Annotated in this window: 23 protein-coding genes and 1 tRNA gene; 10 read left to right on the forward strand and 14 right to left on the reverse strand. The window is 30.9% G+C overall.

Annotated elements, in window-relative coordinates; all coding sequences use genetic code 11:
• The first annotated feature begins 15 nt into the window (after nt 1-15).
• Nucleotides 16-1,281, forward strand: a complete 1,266-nt coding sequence (locus CALAG_RS05805; protein WP_015232805.1) for a molybdopterin molybdotransferase MoeA — start codon at nt 16-18, stop codon at nt 1,279-1,281.
• Here CALAG_RS05805 and CALAG_RS05810 read toward each other — a convergent pair.
• From CALAG_RS05810 to CALAG_RS05840, 7 genes are all read right to left on the reverse strand, one after another.
• Nucleotides 1,276-2,427, reverse strand: coding sequence for a tRNA (guanine(26)-N(2))-dimethyltransferase (locus tag CALAG_RS05810; protein WP_015232806.1), 1,152 nt, complete (start codon nt 2,425-2,427; stop codon nt 1,276-1,278). The genes CALAG_RS05805 and CALAG_RS05810 overlap by 6 nt on opposite strands.
• Complete coding sequence (locus CALAG_RS05815) at nt 2,408-2,974, reverse strand: nucleoside-triphosphatase (protein WP_015232807.1); 567 nt, start codon at nt 2,972-2,974, stop codon at nt 2,408-2,410. Before CALAG_RS05815 ends, CALAG_RS05810 begins: the two co-directional genes overlap by 20 nt.
• Nucleotides 2,961-3,920 carry a transcriptional regulator gene (locus CALAG_RS05820; RefSeq protein ID WP_015232808.1) on the reverse strand — a complete coding sequence of 320 codons (960 nt, stop codon included), beginning with the start codon at nt 3,918-3,920 and terminating at the stop codon, nt 2,961-2,963. Before CALAG_RS05820 ends, CALAG_RS05815 begins: the two co-directional genes overlap by 14 nt.
• 118 nt (nt 3,921-4,038) lie before the next feature.
• Nucleotides 4,039-4,386, reverse strand: coding sequence for a hypothetical protein (locus CALAG_RS05825; protein ID WP_048816796.1), 348 nt, complete (start codon nt 4,384-4,386; stop codon nt 4,039-4,041).
• Between the two features lie 226 nt (nt 4,387-4,612).
• A complete protein-coding gene (glyA, locus tag CALAG_RS05830) occupies nt 4,613-5,908 on the reverse strand; it encodes a serine hydroxymethyltransferase (RefSeq protein ID WP_015232810.1) in 1,296 nt (431 codons plus the stop codon).
• A 248-nt stretch (nt 5,909-6,156) separates the two neighbouring features.
• The gene (locus CALAG_RS05835) at nt 6,157-6,399 is read right to left on the reverse strand and encodes a hypothetical protein (RefSeq protein WP_015232811.1); all 243 of its coding nucleotides are present in this window, start codon (nt 6,397-6,399) and stop codon (nt 6,157-6,159) included.
• Nucleotides 6,400-6,499: 100 nt separating this feature from the next.
• On the reverse strand, nt 6,500-6,820 hold the full coding sequence (locus CALAG_RS05840; RefSeq protein ID WP_015232812.1) for a PadR family transcriptional regulator: 321 nt from the start codon (nt 6,818-6,820) through the stop codon (nt 6,500-6,502).
• A 90-nt stretch (nt 6,821-6,910) separates the two neighbouring features.
• Between CALAG_RS05840 and CALAG_RS05845 the strand changes: the two genes are divergently transcribed.
• From CALAG_RS05845 to CALAG_RS05860, 4 genes are all read left to right on the forward strand, one after another.
• Nucleotides 6,911-6,995, forward strand: a tRNA-Leu gene (locus tag CALAG_RS05845).
• Nucleotides 6,996-7,065: 70 nt separating this feature from the next.
• Entirely contained in the window at nt 7,066-8,241 is a 1,176-nt protein-coding gene (locus CALAG_RS05850) for a pyridoxal phosphate-dependent aminotransferase (protein ID WP_015232813.1), read from the forward strand.
• A gap of 71 nt (nt 8,242-8,312) precedes the next feature.
• A complete protein-coding gene (locus tag CALAG_RS05855; RefSeq protein ID WP_015232814.1) occupies nt 8,313-9,089 on the forward strand; it encodes a ribbon-helix-helix domain-containing protein in 777 nt (258 codons plus the stop codon).
• 150 nt (nt 9,090-9,239) lie between these two features.
• A complete protein-coding gene (locus CALAG_RS05860; protein ID WP_048816797.1) occupies nt 9,240-9,806 on the forward strand; it encodes a vWA domain-containing protein in 567 nt (188 codons plus the stop codon).
• Nucleotides 9,807-9,854: 48 nt separating this feature from the next.
• On the opposite strand, the gene fdhF is transcribed toward CALAG_RS05860, so the two are convergent.
• Nucleotides 9,855-12,515: a formate dehydrogenase subunit alpha gene (gene fdhF, locus CALAG_RS05865; RefSeq protein ID WP_015232816.1), complete on the reverse strand. Its 2,661-nt coding sequence runs from the start codon at nt 12,513-12,515 to the stop codon at nt 9,855-9,857.
• A complete protein-coding gene (locus tag CALAG_RS05870) occupies nt 12,515-13,990 on the reverse strand; it encodes a complex I 51 kDa subunit family protein (RefSeq protein WP_015232817.1) in 1,476 nt (491 codons plus the stop codon). Before CALAG_RS05870 ends, fdhF begins: the two co-directional genes overlap by 1 nt.
• 163 nt (nt 13,991-14,153) lie before the next feature.
• Between CALAG_RS05870 and pyrH the strand changes: the two genes are divergently transcribed.
• Nucleotides 14,154-14,834: a UMP kinase gene (pyrH, locus tag CALAG_RS05875; RefSeq protein WP_015232818.1), complete on the forward strand. Its 681-nt coding sequence runs from the start codon at nt 14,154-14,156 to the stop codon at nt 14,832-14,834.
• Here pyrH and CALAG_RS05880 read toward each other — a convergent pair whose 3' ends face one another.
• From CALAG_RS05880 to CALAG_RS05895, 4 genes are read right to left on the reverse strand one after another with little or no spacing between them, the layout of a single operon-like run.
• Nucleotides 14,835-16,229, reverse strand: a complete 1,395-nt coding sequence (locus CALAG_RS05880; RefSeq protein ID WP_015232819.1) for an ATP synthase subunit B — start codon at nt 16,227-16,229, stop codon at nt 14,835-14,837.
• The gene (locus tag CALAG_RS05885) at nt 16,226-18,031 is read right to left on the reverse strand and encodes a V-type ATP synthase subunit A (protein WP_015232820.1); all 1,806 of its coding nucleotides are present in this window, start codon (nt 18,029-18,031) and stop codon (nt 16,226-16,228) included. The genes CALAG_RS05880 and CALAG_RS05885 overlap by 4 nt, the downstream gene beginning before the upstream one ends.
• 1 nt (nt 18,032) lies before the next feature.
• On the reverse strand, nt 18,033-18,635 hold the full coding sequence (locus CALAG_RS05890) for a V-type ATP synthase subunit E (protein WP_015232821.1): 603 nt from the start codon (nt 18,633-18,635) through the stop codon (nt 18,033-18,035).
• A gap of 6 nt (nt 18,636-18,641) precedes the next feature.
• On the reverse strand, nt 18,642-18,953 hold the full coding sequence (locus CALAG_RS05895) for a V-type ATP synthase subunit F (RefSeq protein WP_015232822.1): 312 nt from the start codon (nt 18,951-18,953) through the stop codon (nt 18,642-18,644).
• A 187-nt stretch (nt 18,954-19,140) separates the two neighbouring features.
• Here CALAG_RS05895 and CALAG_RS05900 point away from each other — a divergent pair, with 187 nt between their 5' ends.
• From CALAG_RS05900 to CALAG_RS05915, 4 genes are all read left to right on the forward strand, one after another.
• Nucleotides 19,141-21,186, forward strand: coding sequence for a V-type ATP synthase subunit I (locus CALAG_RS05900; RefSeq protein WP_015232823.1), 2,046 nt, complete (start codon nt 19,141-19,143; stop codon nt 21,184-21,186).
• Between the two features lie 212 nt (nt 21,187-21,398).
• Nucleotides 21,399-21,878, forward strand: a complete 480-nt coding sequence (locus CALAG_RS05905) for a PadR family transcriptional regulator (protein WP_015232824.1) — start codon at nt 21,399-21,401, stop codon at nt 21,876-21,878.
• 16 nt (nt 21,879-21,894) lie between these two features.
• Nucleotides 21,895-22,731: a diphthine synthase gene (gene dph5, locus CALAG_RS05910; RefSeq protein WP_015232825.1), complete on the forward strand. Its 837-nt coding sequence runs from the start codon at nt 21,895-21,897 to the stop codon at nt 22,729-22,731.
• A 61-nt stretch (nt 22,732-22,792) separates the two neighbouring features.
• Entirely contained in the window at nt 22,793-23,851 is a 1,059-nt protein-coding gene (locus tag CALAG_RS05915; RefSeq protein WP_015232826.1) for a site-2 protease family protein, read from the forward strand.
• 49 nt (nt 23,852-23,900) lie between these two features.
• Here the strand turns inward: CALAG_RS05915 and CALAG_RS05920 are convergent, their stop codons facing one another.
• Nucleotides 23,901-24,257, reverse strand: a complete 357-nt coding sequence (locus CALAG_RS05920) for a hypothetical protein (protein ID WP_015232827.1) — start codon at nt 24,255-24,257, stop codon at nt 23,901-23,903.
• Between the last annotated feature and the right edge of the window lie 21 nt (nt 24,258-24,278).

Raw genomic sequence — 24,278 nt, forward strand, 5'->3', positions numbered from 1 at the left:
TTTTGGTGGTAACTAGTGTTCAAAATTAAAATGAAGGGATTTAAAGAATTAACAAAAGTCGATGATGCTCTTAGCCTTTTACTTAATAATTTAATTAAACCAAATCTTGATTATGAAGAAATAAACATAGAAGATGCCTATGGAAGAATTTCCTATGAAGATGTAAGGTCAAACGTAAATATACCTCCATATGATAGAAGCGCTGTTGATGGTTATGCAGTAATTTCATCTGATACTGTAGGAGCATCTATAACAAATCCTATATCATTGAAAATTGTTGGAGAAATAAAAGCAGGTGATGATCCTAAAATTATTAAGGAAATAAATAAAGGGGAGGCTATGATAATATATACTGGAGCACCAATACCAAAGAATTCCGATGCTGTAGTAATGGCAGAAGATGCGACCTATAAAGGGGATATTGTAGATATCAATAAACCAGTTGCTCCATACCAAAACATATCAAAAAAAGGAGAAGATTTTAACGAAGGTAAAATAATTATACCTAAAAACACTTTTATAAAACCATGGCATATTGGTGCACTAGCATCTGCTGGAATTAAAAAAATTAAGGTACAAAGATATCTAAACATAGCAATATTGTCAACAGGAAATGAAATTGCAGAACTTAATGAAAATACTGAAGGAAAGATAATAAATAGTACAAAACCTTTACTTAAATCCATGCTCAAATCAAACCAATGCAATCCAATAGATTTAGGAACTGTTAATGATAATGTGAAATCTATAGAGGATAGAATAAGACTAGGCTTGCAAATAGCAGATATGGTAATAACAACTGGTGGGACAAGTGTAGGAAATTATGATTTAGTAATTGACGCGATATCATCAATAGAAGGATCTAAAATTTTATTTAATGGGGTTAGGATGAGACCTGGGAAGCCTACAAGTGGAGCTGTTGTTAATGGAAAGCCTATTATAATGGTCTCTGGCTTTCCTGTTGCTGCTATAGCAGCCTTTTATGCATTTATACTCCCAACAATAAATTTCCTCAGAAATACAAAAGAAGAACCAATAGCAAAAATTAAGGGTAAAATAACAAGGAGGATTGCAAACATAGCTGGTGTTAAAACTTATCTTAGAGTTAAAGTAAGGAAAGAAGGCAATGAAATATATGTTGACCCTCTAGCAATAACAGCTTCTGGAGTTTTATCGACGTTAACTGAAGCAAATGGTTTGTTAATTATACCTGAAAATGTCGAAGGATATGATGAATATGATGAAGTTGAGGTTGACCTAATTTCACCTATAGATTCATGAGCTCTTAAATTCTCTACATGTCTCAATTAAAACATCATATGGGGCATTACTCCTAAATCCAACATTTGAAAAAGTTGATCTAAAAGCCTTGTATCCTTTATTCTCCAATGCTGATATGAATTTAATTATAGAAGGCATGTTAATTTTTTGTGATTGGCAAATTGTGTCAAGCCTTTGGTGATAATAATTTGAAAACTCCATTTCATTTAAATACATCTTAACAAATTTATCCATCCTCTGATATGTTTCTACATAAGAAAAATCTTTTAATTTATCATTAATACTTTTTAAAAATTCTATATCACTAATATTTCCATTCCAAATAGGTCCATAGCAATTATTATCGCATTTCATCAATATTCCATTTTCATATTTATAATATCCTATATTTTTATTTAGCATCTCTTCTGATTTTTTTGTTCCCCTATCTATTAATAAGTATACTCTTGCATAATGGTCAACACTATATGCGATAAGGGGTTTTATAACCTTATCATAAGATGCTGCAACATAAGCAATAAATGCTAACAAAACCCTTAGGGCTATTTCTCTATAATGTTTTATACTAATTAGATTTACTCTATATTTCCTTTTTGCGGCGATATATTTAGAACCCCCTAATACGGCCAAATCAGTTGCAGTTAAAGCAAGTAAGGTCCCTTTTGATGATACAGAGATAGCAGTATCAATAAAAGGCAAAATACTTCCAAAAGGGTCAAGATCTATTATATTAATAATTTGATTTTGTTCAAATCTGATGGATCTCATCAAGCTATTTGCATCCTTATTATAAACATCAACATTTTTAACCCCATTTAATTCAACATTTTTAACCATTATATCATATGCATCTTTATCTATATCATTAATTATTACCTTAGACATGCTGTTAATTTCTAAAGAATATCTTATCCCTCTTATACCAGTTGCTGATAAAGGGTCTATACCTATTACTTCTTTTCCAGGCCAATAAGATTCAATAAACGTACTTACAGCTAAAACAGATAAATCCCTATTAAATTCCATAACTGGATTATAGAATACGTCTAAATGGGACGGCTCAATAATTCCTTTTGATATTTGTGCATCTCTTGTATCTGGAATATATATGAGTGCTTTACCTTCCTTAATGACAGAGAGACGCATCTTTTATCATCTTTGCATATTGATCTATCTTTTCCATATATTTATTCCTATTTTCAAAATTAAGTTCTATAATTTCTCCTTTATTTAACAAATTATAAATATCAGGTCTTATTTCTTTAAGCTTATAATAAAAGGTTATTATATATGGCTTTTTACCAATTATATTTTTCAATAAATTATCAAAACCATTGATCTTTAATTCCATTGGACCAATTTCATCTATAACAATAACATCAGAATCATTTAAGTTTTTTAAAATATCTATAATAAAGCTAAAAGATTCCTCGTTTAAATAATAACTTCCAACCCTTATCGTGCTTTTAATGTTTTTAGATGCTAATACAACTTGTTTATCATTTGATAAATCCTTTACTGTAAAACCTATTCTTGTATTTCCTTCCCTTATTTCTTTTGTTATAAAACCTTTAACTTTGCATTGAAAAGATTTTAGTTTCTCAACCAATAATAAAGCATAAGTTGTTTTTCCAACCCCAGGTCTACCAGTAATTGAAATAGAGCTTTTGTTTAATTTCTCATTTATTCCCAAAACTATCCCTAAGAAATTCTATGAATTCCTCAAGAGTTAAAGCTTTAGCCTTTTCAATCTCAAGTTCCTTAATCAAATTCTTATCATTACTTACAACATAAGATGCTGAATTGGTTGTATCGCTTAGCTTTTCTAGATTTTGGGCTTTTGTTGATAGAGCAGAGGGACCTTCTTTTCCATGCCTAACTATAATTAATAGCCTATTTCCTTTATTATTCTTTGCTCCAATATCTAAAACTGTTCTTTTTGCATGATATGTTATAAAACCTAGTTCTTTCAATTGATTTGATATAATTCTTTCTTCTACCACATCAACCGGCTGTTCTTCGATCTGAACATTTTCTAAATTTTCTTCGCTAAAAATATCTATTGGTTTTAATATATCATCTCCGAAAATATTGACAAGCTTTTCTCCTAACTCTATAGAGGGCTCTATGGTACCTCTTTCATATTCATAAACTGATCTTCTGGAGACATGAAGTAAAGATGCGATTTCTCCTAGGCTCATATTTCTTTCCATTCTCTTTTCTTTTAATTTTTCTGGGTTTATTTTTACCTTAAAGCTCTCTTTATCTTGATATATAAATACATCATTATTTTCTAATGCAGATACTAAGGTTTCAAGCTTTACTGCCTTTGCTCCATTCTTTTCGTAAACAATACCATCTATCATTAAAATTCCTTTATTTTTTTCTGAGATAATTAAAGATGGAATATTAAGCCTTAAAGATAAACCTAAAAGCTCCTCAATTTCACCTTTAGATACTTCTTCTAAATCATGGGCAACCTTAATTAAAAGAAACTTACCATTATTTAGCTGAACTGCTAAGTCAATGCTCCTTCTATTCATACTTCTAGGATAGTCAAGTACCTCTATGTACTTTGATCTATTATACAGCTCTGCTATCACCTTATATAAAAAGTCCCTAGCCCTTCTATCTGACATTTGATTTCCTCCGTTAATATTTCATTTATTATTGTACTTCTTTTATCCAAAAGGAAATGGTATCATTTAGAATTTAAATATTTTTAGTATAATTTCAATATAATAAAATCTTATTTAATTATTCAATAAAAACTCCCATATAAGATTCTGGTTCATTCTTGCTAAATATTTCTATATTATCATTTACATTATTTAATGAACCAACGCTTATATTTTCCAAAACAAGATCTACTATTTTATTAACAATATGATCAATATCTTCATTATCTTCGATTACCAATTCATTATTACCAATTCTTATTTTTGGCATTTCATTAAACACTTCTAATGAATTAAGAGAATTTACTACCTCAACAAATACAGTCGTTGAATATTCATGCCTTAGTATATCAGCAGCTTTAAATGCTGCTTTTAACGAATTACCATCGCCAAATATGTTTGATGAGATAACTAATATTGTATTCAAATTAACCCCCCGACCCGAATCTACCCCATTATCACTGAATGTAATACGTATTTTTAGTAATATATATGGAATAGCATAGTAAGACCTAACATATCTAAACAATAATTTTATGAAGAAGTGATATACAACATAAAAAATAGAATTACTTAAAATGTTAAGTAAACATTAAAACTTTAAATTACTTTATATATAAAAGTTTATGCAGTTTTATAAAAAATAGAATCAATTATATTAAAAGATTTAACAAATTAACATATTTCCCATTTATTAGATCAGAACTGTACCCATAATGTACCTTTTGATAATTCTTCCTAAACTCTTTTACTTCCTCCCTTACCTTGCTTATATCTTCTTTTTTGATAGCAATCTTTTCTATAAATTCTGCTATTTGATCCATTTCATCTTCCTTCATACCAAATCTTGTCATTTCTTGGACTCCTATTCTTAATCCACTTGGATTCTGTACTGCTTCTGGAGGATCATGAGGTAACAAGTTCTTATTTAATATAATATTGCCATCTTCTAACATTTTAGCAATTTTTGCTCCCCCGCCTTGAGGAGAAACGTCTACAAGCACTTGATGACTCATTGTATAACCTAAATGTTCTCCTATTACTTTAAACCCTCTTTCTGCCAAAGACTCTGCTAGCTTTTTGGCATTTCTTGTTATTTGTTTTGCATATGCCTCTCCGAATTCAATCATTTCAAGAGCTGTTATAGCCGTTGCGGGTAATCTATGTAAATGATGATTGCTTAAAAACCATGGGAATATAGTTTTTCCCACTTCTTTATATAAATCTTTATCCTTAAAAGCTATTACCCCCCCTTGAGGCCCTGGAAATGTCTTGTGTGTAGAAGAGGTCATAACATCAGCCCCATGGTCTAACGGATTTCTCCATGCATTTCCAACAATCAAACCTAAAACATGTGCAGAATCGTAGACAAGCTTTCCATTAACTGAATGTATTGCATTTGAAATCTCCTTTACTGGATGAGGGAATAAATAAACACTTCCTCCTAATACGGCAAATTTAGGTTTAACTTGTTCAATAACTTTGATTGCTTTATCTATGTCAACATTCATTCTTTCTTCATCGTATGGCAATTCTATTTGTTTTATACCCAATGCTCCTAGAGTGCCAAACTTAGTGTGACTAACATGAGCTCCTGCTTGAACAGGTGCAATAACTGCTTGCTCTCCAGGTTCTGCTAAAATTCTAAAAACTGAGGCATTTGCTATAGTTCCACTAATTGGCCTTATATCAACCATATCTGTATGCAAAAGCTTTCCCATCAATTCATTAGACATGACTTCTAATTCATCTGAATATTTTGTTCCTTGATAATATCTTTTAAATGGTTTTCCTTCAGCATATCTATTCATAAAATCGCTCATATAAACAGTTAGGGCTAAAGGACTCATAACATTTTCGCTGGCTATCAAATTAATTGTTTCTTTAACTCTCCATACATTTTGTAAATTAGTATATTCCAAAATTTTATCAATATATTCCTTATTCATGATACTCGCCATTTATAATTTATTTATATAAAGATTAAATATTTTTATAATTGAAAGACTTAATATTTTTAGCATAATAACTAAATCAATAATGACTTTGTTATCCTATGCGTTTTAGCATTAAATTTATAATTAAATTTGGCTATGATAAAGAGGCTATTAATTTATAATTATACCATTTTTCTATAATTAATATAAAAACAAGGGTATATCAAAATTAGATGACTAAAAATTTATACATAAATAAGTCATCCTTCTTCTCTTCTTATAAATTGCCTACTTGGCGTACCTCTTCTTTTTTCAATGTATCCCTTAGCATGAGAAATTAAATGATTCATTAAATCAGATTCGCTGAAAAAATAAGAAGACTTGCATATTGGGCAAACCAGTATTGACGTACCTGATATATTGTAGGCCCAAACCTTTGAGCCTTTGTAGCTTACCAAAATTTCAACTAAATCTTTTTCATTATCTTGTTGATTATTTTCCATTTTCAGCTACCAGTTTCTATATACTAATTGAAATATTTACTTTTTTATGAAATTCATTTTAATTTATACTAATTAAAGATGAAAATAATTTTATTATTAATTATATATGATCTAATGTTTCGCTTAATTGTTTTAAAGTATCAGAGGCATTCTTTAAAGCGATCTTTCCATCTTCAGTTATTTCATATGATCCATTTTCTGTTTTCCTTATCAAACCTTCTTTTTCTAAACGATACATAACGGTGTATAAAGTAACTGTTGGAGGATTAAAATGAAATGTATCTTTTATTTTCTTTTTAACTTGATAAGGATAGGTTGATCCTCTTGCTAAAATAGCTAACACATAAATCCAAAGTGTATGAACCGTTACATTTTTAATTAATCTTGCCATTGCTTTACTTATCTTTCCTTCTCTAGACATTTTTTACACCCATTTTATTTTTCATTTCTAGGTTAAAATTTTATTGGCAAATTCATTTTTAAATTCAAAATGAACAAATAAATTAAATGCGCGGGGGTGCCCGAGCCTGGCCAAAGGGGACGGGTTGAGGGCCCGTTGGCGTAGGCCTGCGTGGGTTCAAACCCCACCCCCCGCATAATTTTATTCATTAAAAGCATGAAAAAATAAATATAGGTTTTATAATCTTTAGTTTTGAGGCGGTATATATGCGTACTATAAATAACAAAATAGATCTTTTAAAAGAATCTCCAACTAGAAAAATAGATGCTATAAGGGAAAAATTAAAGAGAGAAAACAAGGATATCATTGTTTTTTCTGCAGGACAGCCAAGTATTCCACCTCCAATTGAGATTAGAGAACTTATGGGTAAGTTATTAAAGGAAGAATCTATGAACCTTTACGGTTATACCCCAAGCCAAGGAATTTTAGAGTTAAGAGAGGCAATATCTGATGATCTAAAACTTCTAGGAGGAATAGATGTCAATCCCTCAAATATTGTTATAACTGCTGGCGGACAAGCAGCAATGTTTTCAACACTTGCAACCTTATTAGAACCTGGTGATGAGGTAATTTTATTTGATCCAACTTATTTTGGATACAAGCCATTATTAGATTATAATGGAGCAAAAATTGTTAGACATTATGTTACAATGGAAAAAGACTTTCAACCTAACATTGATGATATTGCAAACATTATTTCAAAGAAAACTAAGGCAATTATCTTAGTTAGTCCTGATAACCCAACAGGAAGAATTATAGATCATAAAAGTGCTAAGGGATTAGCAGAGATAGCAATAGATAATGATATTTGGATAATTAATGATGAGGCCTATAAAACATTAATATATGAAGGAGAACATGAATTTTTATATAAATATGCTCCAGACAATATTATATCAATAAACACATTTTCAAAAGACCCATCAATACCAGGATGGAGACTTGGCTATGTCTATGGGCCTAAAAATGTAATAGATAAGATCAAACTAGTTAATGAAGAGATGGTATATTGTCCTCCTTCATTTGCACAACATATGGTCACAAGGTATTTGAGATCAGATATAAGATTAAAATATATAAAAGATGTAATTAATGAATATAGGAAAAGAAGGGATGTGATGATAAACGCTATTAAGAAAAGAATTCCAAAGGCAAAGTATATAATACCTAAAGGTTCAATGTTTGTGTTTGTAGATTTAAAAGAATATATAAACGATGGGGAAGAATTTTCTGCAAATCTATTAGAAAAGTATCAAGTTGCATCAGTTCCTGGGAACTATTTCAGCGAGAAATATTTATCATCATTAAGGCTCTCATTCGTTGCTGAAAAACCTGAAAGAATAGAAAAAGGAATAGAAATTATATCAAAGGCATTGGAATAATTTTTAATTTAAGATAAAAATTAATAAGGAGAAAATAATCAATATTAAATAGAGGACTGCGGGTAATTTTAATGGTTACAAATATTGAAATAAGTGGATATAGCGAAAATGCTTTAGATGCCTTAGTCAGGGCAGGCGTCTATTCTAATAAAACAGAAGCAGTTAGAGAAGCTATTAGGAGATTTATAGATAGCTTTGATATGAAAGAAATAGCATTTAGAGCATATAAAGAAGGGAAGATAAGTTTTCAATTAGCTATAGAAATAAGTGGTATGGGTATTGAAGAAGTTATATGGTATTTTTTAAAGAAAAATGTTTCACCGGAAATAGGCGTTATAGATATAAAAGAACTTAACGAAAATATAGAAGAAATTGAAAAAAGGAACTCTTTAGTATTTGACTTATCATCAACTTATACTATACTAGAATTGGATAAAATTGACTTAATTAAAAAGCTTGACAAAAGATTATTAATAAGTAAGGAAACAAATAATTCGATAAGATCGCTGATAATGAGGTATTCCAAATTAAGAGGTTCATTAGTTTATTTAGGAAACTATGAAGTTATACAAGTAAAGAATCCTCTTAATGAGTTTGCAAGAAAAAATGGTATAACTTTGCAAGAGGCTGAAGCTATTAGCATTTCAAAAAAAGAAAACGCAATACTTGTCTCCGATGACATTAGAACAAGGCAAACAGCAAAAAGCAAAGGTATTGTAGGTGTTCCAACTCTTTCTCTTTTCCTATATTCTAAAAAATTTAATATAATAGATGAAAAACAACTTAATGAAATTATAGCTAAGATGGGTACTATTCCTTTAATTATTCCGTCTGAACTCTTTGAGTAGAGTGGGTAAAGCTTAAAATATTAAAAATTGCATTAATTATTTTGGCGATAAAATGTTTATAGTCGCCTATAAGAATTGTTTAGTTACTCTTAATGTAAATCTTCATACATTAGCGAATAGAATAATTGTAAGAATCCGAGATGAGTAATGTTGAAATTTATTGGAGAAGCCGTAATAATAGGAGTCGATACTAGTATAAGCATGGCAAGAAAAGATTATAAACCAAATAGATTTGAAAACGCTAAGAGAGCTGCATCTATAATAGCTAGGAGCTTATTTAGCAGAAACTTACCTACATTGTTATCATTAATGATATTTTATAGATATTCCTTTCCCCTAACAGATCTTACAGATAGATTAGAAGTTATAGAAAAAGCAATTTTACAACTCAAGATAATGGGAAAGGCTACTGCTCCAAGTGAGATAATTAAAGATGCGTATTTAATATTAAGAAATGTAAATCCTGGATATCATAAAAGAATTATTTTAATAACTGATGCAGGCTTTAATGAAGGAGTAAGCCTTGAAATGTCTGCATTATTATTATCCATTTCAGAAATAGAATTAGATATGCTTACATTTGGTTCAATACCTAAAAGTATATTTGAACATATAGATAGGTCTGTTAAAAATACTAAAGGTGTTTGGTTGCATTCATCTAATACAGATGAAATATTAGCTAATGCAGCAAAACTAGGAGAAATGTATCCAGATTAGTCCTTTAAATATGTCAATTTTTACCAATTTTATTTATAATAAAAAGTTTTATAATTTTTCTATCCTTACTGCAGTTACTTTATATTCTGGTATATGACTAATCCTGTCTATATTAGGCGATACAACGTAGTTTATTGATTGTTCTGGAAAATGAACTGTTGCAAAGACAACATTTTTAGGTACCCTATCACTAATCCTTGCTTTTATAATAGTACTGCCATATTTGCTAGCTATTTTAACCAAATCCCCATCTTTAATTCCTAAGGAATTTGCATTGATAGGATTTATTTCTAATATATCTTCACCAAAAATTACTTTGTTTGGTGTTCTTCTAGTCATAGATCCCATATTAAAATGATACAAAGATCTCCCAGTTATCAATATTAATGGATATTCTTGGGTAACATTTTCAGGCGAAGGAATAAACATAACCGGTTTAAGTCTTGCTTTTTCACCAATTGTAAACTTATCTTTGTGAAGTATTTTAATTGGTTCTTTATCTAATTCCGGCGTTGGATAAGGTAATCCTCCTTGATTTTCAAGTCTTTCATATGTAATACCATAAACTGAAGACCAAAGAATTCTGATCTCATTCCAAACATCTTCTGGAGTATCATAATTAAAATATTCCTTAAGCCCTAATGATTCGGCTAATTTCATAACAATCTTCCAATCAGGCATGGAATTACCTAATGGATCTATAACTTTATTCACTTTTTGAATCCTCCTTTCTGCATTTGTAAACGTACCTTCTTTTTCGAATGAACTGCTTGCTGGCAAAAATACGTTAGCAAACTTTGATGTTTCGTTATGAAACATATCAATCAAAACTAATAAATCTAAATTTGATAAAGCTTCTTCTGCCATTTTTCTAAATGGATGGGACATAGCTAAATCTTCTCCAAAAACAATTAATCCCTTTAGTTCTCCTCTCAATGCAGCTTCTACCATTTCTATTGCATCTAATCCAGGCTCTTCAGGAACCTTTTGTCTCCAAATTTTTTCAAACCTAAATCTATTTTGAGGGTCGGATAAGGGAACAGCTCCTAATAACTTTTTAGGATGGGCTCCCATTATTGCTGTTCCTTGTACGTTGTTTTTACCCCTTAGCGGCATTAAACCTGTTCCTTCCTTTCCTAAATTCCCTGTTATTAATGCCAAATCTATTAACAAATAAACTATTTCTGTTCCTTGTATGTGCTCCGTTACCCCAAGTCCCCAAAATATCATAGATGGCTTATTTGATGCATATAGCCTTGCTGCTTCTCTAATTAGATCCGCTTTAACTCCAGTTATCTGTTCAGCAAATTCTGGTGTATAATTATAGACTACCTGTTTAAATTCTTCAAACCCATCGACTCTTTTATTTAAAAAGTCTTTATCTATCAAATCTTCTGAAATAATAGTATTAGCAATTGCATTAAGTAATACCACATCCGTCCCAGGCTTTAGTTGTAAAAATATATCAGCATATTGTGCTATTTCAGTTTTCCTTGGGTCTATAACTATTAATTTTATTTTCCCTTCAGATGCAAGTCTTTTTAATCTAACTCCTATTACAGGATGATTTTCTGTTATATTGCTTCCAATAACTATAACAGTCTTTGTCTTATCCAAATCCTCAAATGTATTTGTTGCACCCCCTGTTCCTAAAATATCCTCAAGACCTTGAGCGGAGGGTTCATGGCAAACTCTTGCGCAGCTATCTACATTATTGGTTTTTAATGCAACTCTAGCAAACTTTGCTGCTAAGTATTCTTCTTCATTTGTTATTCTTGCCCCTACTAAAACTCCTATAGCTTTTGGCCCATATCTTTTTAATATATCATTTATTTTTTGAGAAACATATGTTATTGCTTCATCCCAACTAACTTCTTTCCATTCTCCATTTTCTTTAATCATAGGATTTAAAACCCTATCTTCAGAATAAACATACCCCCAAGCATATCTTCCTTTAACGCATAAGTTTCCTTTATTAACAATAGATTTCTTAGAAGGCCTTATATCTATTATTTTTCCATTTTTTGTTCCAACATCAATTTGACAACCAACACCACAATATGGGCATATAGTATTAACCCAATTATTAGGCCATCCATTTATTGCTATAGTTCTATCCTCTAATGCTCCAGTTGGGCAAACATCAACACAAAGGCCACAACTTACGCAACTGCTATGACCAAAATCTAAACCATCAGGCCTAATTAATACTTTACTACCTCTAAACCAAGTTCTCCATACATGATATCCTTGTATTTCATCACAAGCCCTTACGCATCTAAAGCATTTAATGCATTTATTCATATCAACATAAATATATGGGTGAGATTCATCAATTAGTTCTTTTTTAATTTCTTTTGGCTCATAGTAAATTCCATATTTATCTAATGCCTCGCTTATTTCTTTTTCTTTTAATAAATCTCCGCTTATCTGATTTGAAACCATTTCTAAAATTGTCTTCCTGTTTTCACTTATTTCCTGATCTTCTGTAACTATTCTCATGCCTTCTTTAACCTTAGTTGTACAAGAAGGTAAGAGAGTTCCATTAACTCTTACATAGCATAGCCTACAAGAGCCATAAGGTTCTAGTCTATCGTCGTAACAAAGGCTAGGTATATAATAGCCTAAAGATTTTAATGTTTGAAGAAGGTTCCTATCTTTATCAACATAATATTCCTTATCATTAACTGTTATCTTTACTTTTTCCATTACTTCACCACCTCGTCTCTTAATTTATTAATTATAGATAAAACAGCATCTCCAGTTCCAACTCCATGACCACAAAGGCTTTGTGATTTCATTACTCTAGCTATTCTTTCAATAGAATTTGATTCTTCTTTAGTAAAATAACCCCTTTTCTTTGCATTTTCAACTATGGAAAGAAGGCTTTGTGTTCCAAATCTGCATGGAAAACATTTCCCACAAGATTCATAAGCTGCAAAATCAATAATTTCATATAGTAAATCAAATGCTGTGGTATCATTGCTAAATGCTATTATATTTCCATGACCTAGGCTAGCATTTATATTTCTTAATTCCTCTACACCAAGCTTCGTATCTAACTCATTAGGTAAAATAGGACCTGCTAAAGGACCTCCTATAATTAACATCTTTAAAGGCAAATTATTCTTAAGGCCATCTCCTATATTATAAACTATTTCATTTAGGCTAATTCCAAATTCTACCTCATACACTCCTGGCTTATTAAAGAGATTATTTAATGAAATTAATTTTGTTCCCCTGCTCTTGTTAAAGCCTAGTTCATAATATGATTTCCCACTATTTTTTATTATCCAAGGAATATTTGAAATAGTTTCTACATTATTTACAACTGTGGGTTTATTAAATAGACCTAATTCTGTTGGATAAGGAGGCCTTGCTCTCGGTTCTCCTCTTAACCCCATAATTGCATTTATCATAGCAGTTTCTTCGCCAACTACATAAGATCCTTTCCCTTTTTCCAATATTATATTTATACTCCTTCCTTTCAAGGCATTTGTTCCTATAAGGCCTTTGTTTTTAAATTCATTGATTGCTTTTTTCATTGTTTCATATGCAAAAGGATATTCTTTTCTTACATAAATGTAAATGGTTTTAGCACCTATTGCATAAGCAGCTATCAAAGCTCCTTCTATAACCAAATAAGGATTATCTTCCATTAGAACTTTATCTATATATGCTCCTGCATCCCCTTCGTCTCCATTAATAATTAAATATCTTTCCTCTTCTCTTTGATTATATGCTGATTCCCATTTAAGACCTGTTGGAAAATAAGCTCCTCCTCTTCCTCTTAATCCAGATTCCTTTACCTCTTTTATTATATCTATGGGCTCCATATTCAAAGCCTTTTTAAGAGCAGATAGACCATCAAGAGAAATATATTGCTCTATATCATATATTCTATCCTTAACTATATCCTTTAAGAGAACTGATTTCTTTGTTTTAATATCAATGATGGGCCTCTTATAATATCCCTTGCTATATGAGGGACCTGCATAACAAAAACCTAAACAATATGTCCTTGGTATTTGGACTTTAGATTTAGAAAAAATTTTTTCATTTAAAGATCTTGAGGCAAAACATGCAAGTCCTCTACAATATTGCTCAGGAAGTTCTACTGTAGAAAATGTATAAAATGAATCTACCTCAGGCCTCTTTATTAAAATCTGAGGCAAGCTAACCACATCGTTAAAAATGAAAAACAAAAATAATAAGTTTTTAGCTTTAGCTTAGTAAATTAAAAAATGTCGATGATGATGGTTAAAAGCTGTGAGAGGTGAACTATACTAGGCTCTGAGACTAATAAATTAATTAATAACATGTTTACGATTATAAAATAGGGAGAATATGGAAAAAATTGTTATCAAAATTAGCGGAAGTTTATTATATCCACCTGATAAAAAATACTATGAAAAGACTAGAGAAGTTATTGGAAAAATTATCAACAAAGGATATAGAATTGGAATCGTTGTTGGAGGAGGACCTTTAGCAAGAAGCTATATAAATAGTTTAAGGGAATTAAACATACAAGAGTCTATATTAGATATCTTGGGCATAGAATCCGCAAGGTTAAATGCATTATCTCTATCTTCTGCCTTGCAACCATATAGTATACCAAAGGTTCCAAAGGATTTAACTGAGGCCATAGAAATTTTCAGCAATAATTTAATCCCCATATTAGGGGGTTTACAACCAGGGCATAGCACAAATGCTGTATCTATGGTTTTGGCTGAAAGCCTTAATGCAAATGTTGTAATAAATATGCTTAATAATATTGATGGAATCTATGATAAAAATCCTAACGATCCTAGATCAAAGAAGCTTGATAAAATAACATATAAAGAAATGGAGGAATTAATAAAAAATATGAATCAAATTGCAGGAGGATATGAATTACTTGATCATGTAGCTTTTGAATTAATAAAAAGAAGCAAAATAAAAGTAATATTTATTAATGGTAAAGATCCGGAAAATTTATTAAAAGTAATAAATGGAGAAAAAATAGGTACAGAATTAATACCTGATTGATTATTTCTTGTATTTTGGATGATATTTCTTAATAATTTCTTCTTTTATATTTGTAAGCTCTTCTTCTGGTAATTCAGATAATATTTCCCATGCTAAATCTAATGTGTTTTCTATGCTTCTATTTTCTCTTACACCTTGAGCTAAGAATTTCTTTTCAAATGAATCTGCAAACTTTAGGAATTTCCTATCAGTTTCACTTAAGCTTTCTTCTCCTACAACGGCCGCTAAACTTCTTAAATCAACTCCCCTACTATATGAAGCATATAATTGATCACTAACTGATGCATGATCATCTCTAGTCTTTCCTGGACCAATACCTTCCTTCATTAATCTAGATAAACTCATCAAAACATTTATTGGAGGATATATACCCTTGTTATATAAATCTCTGCTTAATACTATTTGCCCCTCTGTTATATAACCAGTTAAATCAGGTATTGGGTGTGTTATATCATCGTTAGGCATTGTTAATATAGGTATTTGTGTTATGCTTCCCTTTTTACCATGAACTCTACCTGCCCTCTCATAAATGCTTGCCAAGTCACTGTACATATAACCAGGATAACCTTGTCTTCCAGGTACTTCCTCTCTTGATGAACTTATTTCTCTTAAAGCTTCTGCATAGTTTGTCATATCAGTTAATATTACTAGTATATGCAAATCTTTTTCATAAGCTAAATACTCTGCTAACGTTAATGCAACTCTAGGAGTAACAAGCCTAATCATTGCAGGCTCATCAGCTAGATTTACAAACATTGCTACTCTATTTAATGCTCCTGTTTCTTCAAAGAATTTCTTAAAGAATATGTAATCATCATATTTAATTCCTATGGCAGCAAATACAACACCAAATTCTTCCCCTTCTCCTTTAACTGTCGCCTGTCTTGCTATTTGGGCTGCCAATATATTATGAGGCAATCCACTACCACTAAATATTGGTAATTTTTGCCCCCTAACTAATGTGTTCATACCATCTATCGCACTAATCCCTGTTTGTATAAAATCTTCAGGATATGCTCTAACAGCTGGATTTATTGGAGAACCATTTATATCATATTTTTCTTCAGCAACAATTTCAGGACCATTATCTATTGGCTCTCCTAAACCATTAAATATTCTCCCAAGCATATCTTCAGAAACTGGTAATTCTAAAGGCCTTCCCAAAAATCTAACCCTTGTTCCTGTTGTTGTTATACCAGTTGTACCTTCAAATACCTGAACGACAGCAACGTTTTTAGATACATCTAAAACCCTACCCCTCCTTCTAGTTCCATCTGATAATTCTACTTCTACTATTTCATCATAAGATGCCTTACTAACTCCTTCAACTACAATTAATGGTCCCTTTATTTCAACTATCTTAGAATATTCTCTTATACCATATAAAGAGCTCATGCACTTTTCACCTCTTTTGATTTTAATTCTTCAAGAGCGTTCAAAGTACGCTTTCTAAGATCTTCTATCATTTCAAGCTTATCATTTGGTATATTAAACCTAGCCTTAATTATATCTACATAAAGTCTTCCTAAAGATTCTCTTGCTTTTGCTGCAGGAACACCATTTTGAACTAATTCTCTTGCTTTTCTATAATAATCTACTATCAACTTCATTAATTCAACTTGTTTTTTAGGAGAGGTAAATGTATCTATAGGATCGAATGCATTTTGTTTTAAGAATCCTTCTCTAATCATTCTTGCTACATCTAACACCAATTTATCCCCTTCATCTAAGCTTTCTGTACCTACAAGCCTTACTATTTCTTGCAATTCATTTTCTCTAAGCAATATATCCATAATTTCATCCCTATATTCTCTCCATCTTGGATCAACATTTTTGGCCCACCATTCAGCTACGGTATCTGCATATGCGCTATAGCTTAAGATCCAATTTATTGCTGGATAATGTCTGCTATAAGCTAAAGCAGTATCTAGTGCCCAAAATACTCTGGTAAATCTCCTAGTATGAGTTGTTACTGGCTCTGTAAAGTCTCCTCCTGGAGGGCTTACCGCACCTACTACAGTAACGCTTCCAACCCTATCAGGAGAACCTATTGTTTTTACCCTACCTGCTCTTTCATAAAATTCTGCTAGTCTAGAAGCCAAATAGCTTGGATATCCTTCTTCGGCAGGCATTTCTTCCAATCTTCCAGCTATCTCTCTTAATGCTTCTGCCCATCTACTCGTTGAGTCAGCAACTAAAAGAACATCATAACCCATATCTCTATAAAACTCCGCTATAGTAATTCCTACATAAATACTTGCTTCTCTCGCAGCAACTGGCATATTACTTGTGTTTGCAATTAAAACAGTTCTTTCCATTAATGGTTTACCAGTCCATGGATCTTTATAAGTTGGGAACCTTTCTAAAACCTCGGTCATTTCATTTCCTCTTTCTCCACAACCAATATATAAAACAACGTTTGCTGAAGACCATTGAGCCAATCCATGCATTGTAACAGTTTTTCCTGTTCCAAAACCTCCTGGTATCATTCCAGTACCTCCTTTGGCCATTGGGAATAAAGTATCAACTATTCTCAACCCTGTTATTAAAGGTTCAGATGGATCTAGTTTTAGATTATATGGTCTTGGGAATCTAACTGGCCAACGATGAGTCAAATATAGCTCTTTTACTTTTCCACCAACTTTTATTTCTGCTATAGGATCTACTATAGTATAATCTCCTTCAGGTGCAATCCAACTTATTTCTCCATATGTATTTGGAGGGACCATAACCTTGTGTAATATTAATTCAGTTTCCTGAACTAAACCTAAAAGGTCCCCACCAGAAACTTTATCACCAGCTTTTATTTCTCCTGGCATAAAGTGCCATTTTTTATCTCTTGGTAATGGGCTTACATCAATACCTTTCTCAACAAATATGCTCCTTTTTGGAGAAGTTTTAGTTAGTAAGTCAGCAATAAAGGGTAAAGGCCTTTGAACTCCATCGTAGATGTTCCCTAATAATCCAGGGCCTAATTCAACACTTAACGGAGATCCTGTACCTTCAACGATTTCCCCTGGCTTTAAGCCTGTAGTAGACTCGTATACTTGAATATATGCCTCATCACCTTTAATTCTCGTTACTTCTCCAATAAGTCTCTCTTCACCAACTCTAACCATTTCGTACATTTGAACTCCAGTCATGTTTTCCGCAACTACAAGAGGTCCTGTAATTCTACTAATTTTCCCTTTTACCATATTACTTCCCTCCAAATAATTTCTCTGAGGCAATACCCTTAAGAAAAACCTCATTTTCCTTTATAATCTGATCTATACTAAAATCTAATTTAATTGTTCCATCTTTATTTGTTGCTATTACACCACCAATTATATTTGCGTTTTCTTGCGAAACCTCAATGTTTTTAAATTGTGACGTCAATTTTTTGACAAGATCTTTATCATCTTCTGATGTATATACTATTAAGCCATTATAGCTATCAGCTTCAGATGAAATTATTGAAATAACCTTCTTCATAAAGTTAATATACCAATCCTTGCTTTTTTCTTTTTTAATTTCATTAATTGCATTGTTAAAAACATCATCGATATATTTATTCCTTTTTTCTGAAACGGCTTTTCTTAACTCTAATTGAAGACTAGCTTCAACGCTTTTCAAGGACTCATTAAGTTCTTGGGATTTATCATTTAATCCTTTTTTAAACTCATTTAATGCAGCTTGATATGATTCATTTAATAGTTTCAAAGATGCACTATATGCATCATCGACTAGCTTTTTTGTTTCAACAAAATTTTTTTCTTTTATTTCTTCAGCAACCTTTTTTGGATTTCCTGCTAATGTCATACTACATCACCCCATACCTAGAGCTTTAGCTAACAACTTATCAATATTTATGGGCTCTGCTTTAACCCATTTAGTTGGTAATATCAACAAGGTAATATTTAATGAATTCGCCAAATTCCTTAAAGAAGCTTCATCATCTACAATGTGCTTTAAAATTATAGCAAGTGTTCCTCCTTTTTCTTTTGCTTTTTTTAAGCCTTCTTCAGCTTCCTTTTGATTATTTGCATCTATTATTGTTATTCCTGCTAACTTAAATAGATTAGCACTTTGCCTATCTCCTATAACGATAAGCTTGCCTTCTGAACTCAATTTAATCACTTACATTTTTTAAGATTAAAAAGGTGGCTTTTAAGCTTAAATAGTGAAACAATCAATACATATTTAATTTTGAATAATTATTATAATGCCATTTCTTTTAAAATACAAGCTGAAAACATTTATAACAAAATTACCTTAAGTTTTAAAATGCCCTTATATAAATTAAAGAAATTGTAAGGGATCCAAATTGCTGATCGCCAATAGAGTTGAAGAAGTAGTAATAGCTGTGCCTAATAGCGTTTATGATAGAGTTGTTGCTAGCCTGGCTACTTCTGGTATTTTTCATATAGAACCTCCCACTAAAGAATTAACAAAATATTCTATGAAGATTTACAGATCTGCATCGGCTCTTTCATCAGAAAGAAAGGCAAGGCTGGAAGGTTTCTTTAAAGCTATCAACAAAGATCCAGAAATCATTTCTGGTATAAATATAAAGATATCTAATTGGGTTGATTTCCTAAATGAGATAATCAATCAAAACAAAGATTTGGAAGTATTTTTCGAGAAAAATATATCAAACCTAAATGAAATAAGAAATAAGGTAAATGATTTATTGGAATTAAAAAAGCTTATTGGTTTCATATCTTATCTAGATGTAGATATTAAAAAAGCCCATGAGTCTAAATTGATTTCATTTTCTATTGGAATAATTCCAGAAGATATGATAGAATATGCTAAAAATGCTGCAAAAGATGTAATATTAGCTTATGAAAAAACTCAAGAAAATTATTATACTATAGCAATAGCTGGAAATAATGATAATGTTAAAAAAACATATAATGATTTAATTAAGCTAGGATTTACAGCTATATCAATTCCCAGTGAATTTAATGGAAATCCATCTAAAGCATATAAAGAAATAGAAGAAGAAATAAAGAAGTTAAATGAGCAAATAGATAATATTTTAAAAAGCCTAATGGAAAAATATAATAATTTAAAGGAGTACTATACAAAAATCTATGTTATAAATGAAATATTTAAAATACTTAATAATACAGCATCGTCTGAAACAACATCATTTATACATGGCTTTGTAGATGCAAAGGATTCTAAAAAATTGAGAAACTTAATTAAAAATTCCACGGATGATAGATATTTAATATACAGCCTTGGCATTAAAAGAGGACAAAGAGAAATACCTACTAAAATGAGTGTACCTAAAGCATTTAAACCATTTGAATCTATAATAAAAATGTATGGAATTCCTAATTCTAATGAAATTATTCCAACAATATTTATGGCCATTACAATGCCAATAATATTTGGTCTTATGTTCCCGGATATTGGTCATGGACTGCTAGTTGTGCTCTTTGCATTGTTTTTCTTGGTGCCAAGAAGTAAGGATTTAGGAAAAGTAGCGCTTATTTTAGGCATTGTAGGTATGATAACGGGATTTCTTGCAGCAGAGTTTTTTGGCCCTCTACCAGCTCAAGCAATTCATTTGGAAGAATTTTGGAGAAGTCTTGGATTTCAATCAGCTCCCATAGAATCACCAGTTGATATATCAATAAGTGGAGGATCGCAACAATTAATGTTGAAGTTATTTTACTTATCAATGGATATATCATTTTGGATAGGAGCCTTTATGCTCATTTTTGGTACTTTGTTAGGTATAATTAATAGCTACCTAAAAAGGGATTTTGAGGACTTATATGGAGAAAAATTACCTCTATTTTTATTATTCTTATCAGCAGGTTCACCATTTTTAATATACTTTAACGCAACACAAGCAGGATCTACAATAAAACAAGCTTTATTTGGATTAGGCAAGGGAGGGCCCATGGAAGCCTTTATATTTTATGGAGCGATAATTTCATTAATATGGATCCTTCTAGGCAAAGCTATTTACAGAGCAATTGAAGGAGAAGGATTTAAACTAAATCCAATAGAATCCTTTATAGGCTTGTTCGAATCTATGATATTAGTTTTAGGTAATAGCATTAGTTTTCTAAGGATATTGGGGTTGAGTCTCGCTCATTCAGGTTTAATGGTTGGATTTACTATATTATATTTTGTTATAGATCCTGTAGGAATTAAAAATCCAGTTCTATTCATAGCAGCAGTAATAGTTTACATACTAGGAAACCTACTTACTGCAGGATTGGAAGGTATAGTTGCATTTGCCCATGATTTAAGGCTTCACTTCTATGAATGGTTTAACAAATTCTATACTGGAAATGGTGTACCATTTAATCCAATTCAATTACCTAATGTAACAATAACTTTCATCTGATTCTCAGCCCTAAAGGAAGAAACTTTCATTATTGTGTAACGAAAAGCTTTTTCACTTTCTTTATAACTATTTATTTGCCGATGAGGAAGGCTGGTATTACAGATTAGTGAAGAAAGATACCAGAACTGAGGTAAAATGGGTATAGTTCATACACTGATATAATAGAAACCAATATAAACCTCCTCTTACTATATTTAAATAGGTGAATTTTAATGAAAATTCAAGAAGAGAATGAACTACAACCAAAAGGTGCTAAAGCATTTAGAGAGAGCCTAATGTGGCTAGTTCTTAGAATATTAGCAGAAAAACCAAGTCATGGATACGAGATTATGAAGAAAATTGAAGAGATGACTCATGGTAGATGGAAGCCTGCTGCAGGTACATTATATCCATTATTAGACTCAATGCAAAATGAAGGGTTAATAGAAATAAAATCATATGAACAAGAAGGCGTAAGAGGTGGGAAAAAGATAATTTATGGGTTAACTACAAACGGATGGGTATTATTAAAAGATCAACTTATAAACAAAATTTCAATATATACATCTATGATTAATTATATTATATTGGGAGGAATAGATTGCATGAGAAAAGAAGGATATAAAAATGAGGCATCAGAAGTTTGCAATAGCTTAATGGAATGGTTAACAAAGGTTCAATCTGAATTAAATGTATATTGCAAGAAAAGTTAAACTTGGTGTTTAATTATTGCCTTTATACCTTATAGGTTTAAATCATGAATATATTACAAAAAAAGCATTAGAATATATAAAATCTTCTGATTTAATTATCATAGATTCTTATACAATGCCAAATTCTGATAAAATAGTTTCTGATGTTTTAAATATTGCAAAGGAAAAGAAGGTAATTATTGCAAATAGAAGAATGCTTGAAGATGAGTCTTCTGATGTTTTAAATATTGCAAAGGAAAAGAAGGTAGGTATAATAATTCCAGGTGATCCTTTAATAGCGACAACCCATGCCTCTATAGTTATAGATGCAAAAATCAAAAACATTGATGTAGAAATAATAAATGGAATATCAGGAATTTGTATGACAAAGTCCTTGTCAGGACTACAATATTATAAATATGGTAAAACACTAACGATACCAGGCCCTTGGAGGAATGTAAAAGCATATAGCCTATTATTTAACTTATATGCAAATCTATGCATTAAAGCTCACACTCTTTTACTATTTGATATTGATGATAACAAAAAAACGTTAGATGCATCTATAGGAATAAAAACAATTCTTGAGTTGAATAATGAATTAAAATTGTATAGCTATTTAGAAAAATTATTAGGAATTCTTATACATGCCGGGGATAAAAATATGTTTATAGGAAATTCCTTAAGAAATTTATTAGATGATGCTAATATAGAAGAACCTTATAGCTTAGTGATCCCTTCAAATTTGCATTCTGAAGAAGAAAAATATCTTAAATATGTTTTAGGAATTAAAAGCGAGGCTTTAGAAAATCATAAAAAATATATCAAAGAAGATTTTTGTAAATATATGCAATATTTAAGTAATTATATTTGATAAATTAAATATTGATCTAAAAGATTTAAGTCCTATTTTAATCTTAACTAATAGGATAAAAATGGAAACTTTAGAAAAAAATGATATAGAAAAATTAATATTAAAATACTTTGATGCAAAATTTGTTTCTCAAGATAAAAATGCGCTTAAGTATAAAATTGTTGGAATTAATGAAAGTGATCTTTCCAAGTCATTTATAAATTTATATAAAGAATCTTTTAAGCTAAATTATGCGGTTAGCCTTAGAAAAGAAAATAACATGTTATTTATTTATGTTTTCAAGAAGGTTAATAGAACGAACAAATTTGTAGTTATTATATTAGCTATAGTGACATTAATAAGCGTTTATATATCAGGCCTAGTATTTAATAACCAGGGAAAATCTTTAGTATATAATCCGTTTGCTTATTTAGTTGCATTAATCGTTCCCCTTCTTTTACATGAAACAGGTCATTGGTTAACTATGAGGAGGTTTAAGGTTCCTGCAAGCCCACCATATCTTTTACCAGCCCCTCCATTACAGCTGGGATTTTTAGGAACCTTTGGGGCTGTAATAAATATGGAATGGTTACCTCCAACAAACAATATATTAGCTTTAACTGGGGTTATGGGCCCATTAACTGGCTTTCTGAGCGCAATACCCTTTACAGTTATTGGATTAAAATATTCTACCCTAGTTCCCCAATCACTAGTTCCTCCAGGTTCTACAATAAATTTGGTTCCTTTAATTGTAAGCATAATAACTTATATTGAAAAAATACCTACTGAATACGTAATACAGCCTTCTGCTATGATGTTTGCATCATACATAGTATTTTTCGTTACATTTCTGAATTTAATTCCTGTTGCTCAACTAGATGGGGGTCATGTTTTAAGGGCTGCTTTAGGAGAAAGAAACCATAGAATTATTTCTATTATATTCATATTTGCATTAATTTTTGCAGGGCTATGGTATGATACATTTGCAGTATTTGGTTTATTTGCATTTTTCTTCTTCATATTATCAGGAGGAAGGCATCCTGGATCAGCTATGGGTGATGATAAACTTTCCAAGTCTGGAATGATTGCAGTAATAATTTATAGCATCTTGCTAATTCTTACTTTGCCCCTTCCTGCATAATAGCCATTTATTTGTTATAATTAATAGGATTTAATAATAGAAAATAGAGTTATGAACCAATATTTCTCTTATGGTTTCTGATTCTATTACAATTGTTTATTATAATATCTCTTATACCATCAAACTCACTTCCTTTTAAAATAGACCTTATTAAAATTATAAATTGTTCCCCTAAAACTTCATTTCCTAAAGCACATCCATATTCTGGGTGCCTTAATAATAGCTCAATAAAACTAATATTATATTTTGCCCTTGATTGATTATCTAATAATATATATCCTCCCATAAATGAATTTAATGCTTTATTTCTTAATAGATTTATTATTTCATTAGATTTATCCCCTTCTAGATCTATATCTCCCATTTCTAAAGTCCTCCATAATATATTAGGGTCTATTAAGATCACCTTCATATACCTCTAAATCTA

This window comes from Caldisphaera lagunensis DSM 15908 (assembly GCF_000317795.1).
GTDB classification, from domain to species: domain Archaea; phylum Thermoproteota; class Thermoprotei_A; order Sulfolobales; family Acidilobaceae; genus Caldisphaera; species Caldisphaera lagunensis.

What these genes read in the sequence shown, in the direction of transcription:
- CALAG_RS05810 (WP_015232806.1), bottom strand. Translation starts at nt 2,427, where the DNA reads ATGCGTCTCTCTGTCATTAAGGAAGGTAAAGCACTCATATATATTCCA.
- CALAG_RS05885 (WP_015232820.1), bottom strand. Translation starts at nt 18,031, where the DNA reads ATGGTAAAAGGGAAAATTAGTAGAATTACAGGACCTCTTGTAGTTGCG.
- CALAG_RS05820 (WP_015232808.1), bottom strand. Translation starts at nt 3,920, where the DNA reads ATGTCAGATAGAAGGGCTAGGGACTTTTTATATAAGGTGATAGCAGAG.
- CALAG_RS05905 (WP_015232824.1), top strand. Translation starts at nt 21,399, where the DNA reads ATGAAAATTCAAGAAGAGAATGAACTACAACCAAAAGGTGCTAAAGCA.
- CALAG_RS05890 (WP_015232821.1), bottom strand. Translation starts at nt 18,635, where the DNA reads ATGACATTAGCAGGAAATCCAAAAAAGGTTGCTGAAGAAATAAAAGAA.
- pyrH (WP_015232818.1), top strand. Translation starts at nt 14,154, where the DNA reads ATGGAAAAAATTGTTATCAAAATTAGCGGAAGTTTATTATATCCACCT.
- CALAG_RS05855 (WP_015232814.1), top strand. Translation starts at nt 8,313, where the DNA reads ATGGTTACAAATATTGAAATAAGTGGATATAGCGAAAATGCTTTAGAT.
- CALAG_RS05880 (WP_015232819.1), bottom strand. Translation starts at nt 16,229, where the DNA reads ATGAGCTCTTTATATGGTATAAGAGAATATTCTAAGATAGTTGAAATA.
- glyA (WP_015232810.1), bottom strand. Translation starts at nt 5,908, where the DNA reads ATGAATAAGGAATATATTGATAAAATTTTGGAATATACTAATTTACAA.
- CALAG_RS05850 (WP_015232813.1), top strand. Translation starts at nt 7,066, where the DNA reads ATGCGTACTATAAATAACAAAATAGATCTTTTAAAAGAATCTCCAACT.
- CALAG_RS05915 (WP_015232826.1), top strand. Translation starts at nt 22,793, where the DNA reads ATGGAAACTTTAGAAAAAAATGATATAGAAAAATTAATATTAAAATAC.
- fdhF (WP_015232816.1), bottom strand. Translation starts at nt 12,515, where the DNA reads ATGGAAAAAGTAAAGATAACAGTTAATGATAAGGAATATTATGTTGAT.
- CALAG_RS05840 (WP_015232812.1), bottom strand. Translation starts at nt 6,820, where the DNA reads ATGTCTAGAGAAGGAAAGATAAGTAAAGCAATGGCAAGATTAATTAAA.
- CALAG_RS05835 (WP_015232811.1), bottom strand. Translation starts at nt 6,399, where the DNA reads ATGGAAAATAATCAACAAGATAATGAAAAAGATTTAGTTGAAATTTTG.